Origin of the sequence: Roseiarcus sp., assembly GCF_052145395.1 — a bacterium.
Classification (GTDB): Bacteria; Pseudomonadota; Alphaproteobacteria; order Rhizobiales; family Beijerinckiaceae; genus Roseiarcus.
On sequence record NZ_JBKQOT010000597.1, the window covers coordinates 1 to 4,610 of the forward strand.

4 protein-coding genes and 1 pseudogene are annotated in these 4,610 nt (G+C 63.1%); 4 read left to right on the plus strand and 1 reads right to left on the minus strand.

Annotation, left to right across the window (positions count from 1 at the left end):
* The first annotated feature begins 194 nt into the window (after window positions 1–194).
* Together ACLP25_RS20570 and ACLP25_RS20575 are read left to right on the plus strand one after the other, a co-directional pair.
* A complete protein-coding gene (locus ACLP25_RS20570; protein ID WP_442471013.1) occupies window positions 195–1,661 on the plus strand; it encodes a winged helix-turn-helix domain-containing protein in 1,467 nt (488 codons plus the stop codon).
* A 350-nt stretch (window positions 1,662–2,011) separates the two neighbouring features.
* Window positions 2,012–2,452: pseudogene (locus tag ACLP25_RS20575) on the plus strand (transposase); the annotation flags it as partial.
* A 22-nt stretch (window positions 2,453–2,474) separates the two neighbouring features.
* Here ACLP25_RS20575 and ACLP25_RS20580 read toward each other — a convergent pair.
* Window positions 2,475–2,897 carry a group III truncated hemoglobin gene (locus ACLP25_RS20580; protein ID WP_442471014.1) on the minus strand — a complete coding sequence of 141 codons (423 nt, stop codon included), beginning with the start codon at window positions 2,895–2,897 and terminating at the stop codon, window positions 2,475–2,477.
* 90 nt (window positions 2,898–2,987) lie between these two features.
* On the opposite strand from ACLP25_RS20580, the gene ACLP25_RS20585 reads away from it, so the two are divergent.
* Complete coding sequence (locus tag ACLP25_RS20585) at window positions 2,988–3,443, plus strand: RrF2 family transcriptional regulator (RefSeq protein WP_442471015.1); 456 nt, start codon at window positions 2,988–2,990, stop codon at window positions 3,441–3,443.
* Between the two features lie 753 nt (window positions 3,444–4,196).
* Window positions 4,197–4,343, plus strand: a complete 147-nt coding sequence (locus tag ACLP25_RS20590; RefSeq protein ID WP_442471016.1) for a hypothetical protein — start codon at window positions 4,197–4,199, stop codon at window positions 4,341–4,343.
* Window positions 4,344–4,610: the final 267 nt, after the last annotated feature.

Consider the following 4,610-nt stretch of genomic DNA (forward strand, 5'->3'; position numbering starts at 1 on the left):
CGTGAAAAACATCCCCTCGCCCCCCGACAAGCCAACCGCCGTCTGGATCAATCCGCCCCAAATCAAGCCTGAAATCCAAGCCTAAATTACCAACCCAGGCGTCTCATTGTCGTTGACACGTTCCGGAGACGCTGCGGTTCGGAAACGTGACGCTGGACATCAGTCGCGGCTCCCTGCGCGACAGCGCTGGCGCCTTGCGACCGAAATCCCTCGACCTTCTCCTGGCTTTGGCGCGCAATGTGCGGCGGGTGTTGTCGCGCGACGAGCTTTTCGACGCTGTCTGGCCCAATGTGACAGTCACCGAGGACAGCATCACCCAATGCGTGCGCGAGGTTCGGCGCGCGATCGGGGACCCCGAGGGCCGAATCATCCGGACGGTCATGAAGCGCGGCTACTGCTTCGACGTCGCGGTCGAAGCGGCCGTTTCGCCGCACCCCGAGCCCGCCGCGCCGGCGACGGAGTCCGCCCGGCCCTCGCTCGTTGTGCTGCCATTCCAGAGCATCCCCGAAGACCCGAAGACCGATTGGTTCGCGGATGGGATCGTCGAGGAGATCACGACGGCGCTCTCGCGTTTCCGCTCGTTGTTCGTGATCGCGCGCAACTCCGCTTTCACCTTCAAGGGCCAGAGCGTCGACGTGCGCGAGGTCGGGCGGAAGCTTGGTGTCCGCTACGTTCTTGAGGGAAGCGTGCGGCACGCGGGCGGACAACTTCGGGTGACCGGCCAATTGGTGGAGGCAGAAACGAGGAGCCACGTTTGGGCAGACCGTTTCGATGGAGTCATGGCGGACGTGTTCGAGCTGCAGGACCGGATCACGGCCGCTGTGGTCGGAGCGCTCGAACCTCACATTCTCCGCGCCGAGATCGAGCGGGCGACGCGCAAGCCGACGGCCGATCTCACCGCCTACGACCTTTATCTGCGGGCCATGCCCGGGTTCTACGACCGAACGCAGGCAGGATACAAATCGGCAAAGCGCCTCCTCGAGGACGCCCTGGCGCGCGATCCGGAATTCGGGCAAGCGCGCAGCCTGCTGGCCCGCCTTTGGGAGCTGGGCGTCTTCGCCGGTTGGGAGCCGGACGTCGACGCGGCGAGAGCTCGGGCCGTCAGCCTTGCTCGAGAGGCGCTCGCGTCGGATTCGACCGATCCGTTGGTTCTGGCCCGCTGCGGATATGTGCTCACGCTTCTCGGCGGCGTGCATGCCGAGGGAGCGGCTCTGCTCGAACAGGCGATCGCCGCCAACCCCAACTGCGCCGAGGCCTATATTCGCGGCGCGTGGGTGTCGGTTTGGAACGGCGACTTCGAGACGGCGCTTACCCGCGCAGAGATCAGCGAACAGCTGGATCCCCTGTCGCTCGAGGGGATGAACCGCCTCAACCTCCGTGCGGCCGTTTGTTTCTTCACGCTCCAGTTCGACGCAGCAATCGGCGCCGCCGAGCGCGCTCTAGGTCGGGCCCCGGATTATAATTCCGCTCGTCGCTATCTGATCGCGGCGTTAACCCATTCGGGACGCGAAGAGGAGGCGCGGACCGAGGCGAAAGAGCTCCTGCGCCGCGACCCGGGATGCACGCTCAAGCGGACGCGCGGCAATAACCCGTTTCGCTACGATTGGATGATGGAGTTCTTTCTCAAGGGTCTACGCCAGGCCGGCATCCCGCCCGGGTGACGTGCTTAGATTTGTGGCTGGCGGGAGAATAGGACTGCTTCGTGCCGGCGGGCGTGGCGCCTCTTTCCCTTTGATCCTCGGACGCGAGTGCTGGCTGCGATATCTTCCGGCATGTCGTGCCGGCGGGCGGCGATCCGGTTCGAGGTGCGCGAATCGAGCGCGATCCGCCGAAACCGAAGGAGGTCGGGGGAGACCGGCGCTCGATGAGGATTGAGCGCCATACGGGCGCCATTGGCGCACTGGTCGATGAGACGCTTGACATCACAAGGCCAGGACGGCGCTCGCCGCGCGGGATGTTTCGGCAAGCTACGTGGCGCTCTGCGCCTCTTTCGCCGTAACAAGATCGGGCGCAAAAAAACGCGCACGCGGTCGAGCAGGATCGCCCGCACGCCGTGACGCGCCGCAAGGCCTTGGTTCGATGGGCAGTTGGATGTCGTTCCCGATCGCCTCGTTTTCATCGACGAGAACCTGGGCCTCAACCAACATGGACCGTACGGAATGGGCGCCGAAAGGCCAGAGGCTCAGGGTCGGCGTTCCTCGTGGACACTGGAAGACTACGACGTTGCGCCTGAGCAGCATCGTCGCGCCGATGGTTCGACGGCGCCATCAACAGCGCTGCCTTCAAGGCCTACGTCGAGCAGGTTCTGGTTCCTATGCTCAAGACCGGCAACATCGTCATCATGGACAATCTCGGAAGCCAGAAAGGCACTGCCGTACGCCGCGTCATCGAAGCCGCCGGCGCAAGGCTGCTCTATCTTCCGCTGTGCGGTCCAGACTTTAATCCGGTCGAAGGGCTCCTCTCTGGAACGAGGATCAGGCGACGTGTCGGTCGCGGCGGACCGGGTACGGGCGAAAGGCCAGCGCGTACTGCAGGCTCTCAGCGATCCGCTTCGCCTTGCCGATGATCGCGTCGGCCTGCTCCTTCGGTAGACGCTCGCTGGCCGTCCCCTCCCAGAGCGTGAGCCAGCGCGCGAACATCTCGGGCGCGAGCGCTTCGCGATGCTTCATATGGGCGGCCATCGGATTGCCCCGATAGCGCCGAGCACCCGTCATTACCGACGACCAGAAGGCGACCATTTGATCGAGATGCCTGGGCCATGCCGCCTCGGTGATCGCCACGTTGAACAGTCCGCTGATCACCTCGTCGGCGCGCGCCCTGGCGTAAAAGGCGTGGATCAGGCCAGCGAGCGCGGCCTCGTCAATCTCCGTCTCGGGTTGGGCATCGCACATCGACATTTTCGGCCTCCCTAAATATGCATCTGAGATGCTATATATCCTGGTCTTCGATAAGATGCAAATGAAATACACTTTTTGGGGAGAAATCTTGTGCGCCTGACCCGCTTCTCCGATTACGCCATCCGGGTGGCCCTTTACCTGGCCGCCCACGACGACCGCCTGTGTTCGATCGCCGAGGTCGCAAAGGCTTACGATATCTCGCAGAATCACCTCATGAAGGTGGTCAGCGACCTTGCGCGCGCCGGCTTTGTGCAGTCACGGCGGGGGCGTAGTGGCGGCATCCGACTTGCCTGCCCGCCCTCGGAAATCAACATTGGCGCGTTGATCCGCCATACCGAGGGGGAGATCGACCTCGTCGGCTGCACAGAGTGTCGCCTCAACGGCGCCTGCCGGCTGCCGGGGCCGCTGGATCTGGCGCTGGACGCCTTCTTTGCCGTTCTCAGCCGCTACTCATTGGCCGACGCGCTGGGGCAAGGCGGCATCGAGCGGCTTCATAGGCTGTTGCCCCTGTCGAAGCCACCAAGCTGCCGCGAGGAGAGAGATTGACCTTGACGAGGCGCATCGCGCTGCAGGGCAGGAACGGGTAGCGGGCGTGAGGCTAGGCCGCCGACACAAGCTATTGACAACGCGAACTTATCTGAAACTAATTTCTCTTGACGTCTGTGGCGGCTTCGGCGCTTGAGCTGTCGGATCTTGAGCATGCCATGAGCGGCGCCGTAGGCCATGATTTCGGCGATGATTCGCGCGGAGCCCGCCGGTCCGAGCCCCCTCGGGCCCTGCCCTGGGCTCGTCGGCGGGCAATCACCGCGAGAGTTCCGGGGCCGAGGCTCTCTCTTTCGCCGATTGGATCCGCCGTGGGCCGTGGCGCGCCGCTGACTGGCGTTGATCGGCGCAGGGTCTGAACGCAGGGATCTCAGGCCGCCTCATGGCCGAGGCCGTCGTGGATATCGGGGTCGGCCGGACGCAACTATATATGCCGAAATCTTCCACGCGCTGCCTATCGAATCGACCCAAAGCAGAAGAAATCCGAGTGCCCCCTCTTCATCGGATAGAACCACGCAAGCCGCGCGCGCACGGATCGCCGATCTCGCGCAACAGCCCACGAGCAGTTTAGCAGCCCGCGATCCGCCTCCCTTGCCTACCTGCTCGCGGACCGCCGGAGCTGCGCCTGAGAGATTAAGCCAATTTTCAGAGAGCTTTCAGCCATTTTTCAGCGGTCTCTCCGGACATGAAACGGCCTTCGAGGTTTGATGGCGCTCGGCGGATGAGCCGCCCTTGGAAACCCAAAGGAGACGGAAGATGACGAAACTGCGTAAGATGGTTGGATTTGCGTTTGTCGCAATGAGCCTGCTGACCGGGCTCGCAGTCAGCACCGCGCACGCCCAGGAATATCCCGGAATATGTCAGTTAAACCCTGAATTTTGCGAGTTGGGGGCTGCCCCCTGAATGGGCCCAGAGACCGTGCGCGGGTGCGGGTGGCGTTGCACGACGCCACCCGCATTCGTTGAATGCGGTCGCATGTTTGAGGCGCGCTATAGCATGAGCATTCTTGTAGGCTAAGCTAAAGTGGAAGCCGGATGTTTCAACAGCCGCACTACAATAGTGGAGTATGTATTGGTGGCGTGCACCCTCGCACCTTTGGGTATAGTTTACTTTGTTGCGGACTTCTGAGCTGAGCCAACTCCCAACGCGCCGCGACTTTGGTGCACGGAT

What these genes read in the sequence shown, in the direction of transcription:
- ACLP25_RS20580 (WP_442471014.1), bottom strand. Translation starts at nt 2,897, where the DNA reads ATGTCGATGTGCGATGCCCAACCCGAGACGGAGATTGACGAGGCCGCG.
- ACLP25_RS20590 (WP_442471016.1), top strand. Translation starts at nt 4,197, where the DNA reads ATGACGAAACTGCGTAAGATGGTTGGATTTGCGTTTGTCGCAATGAGC.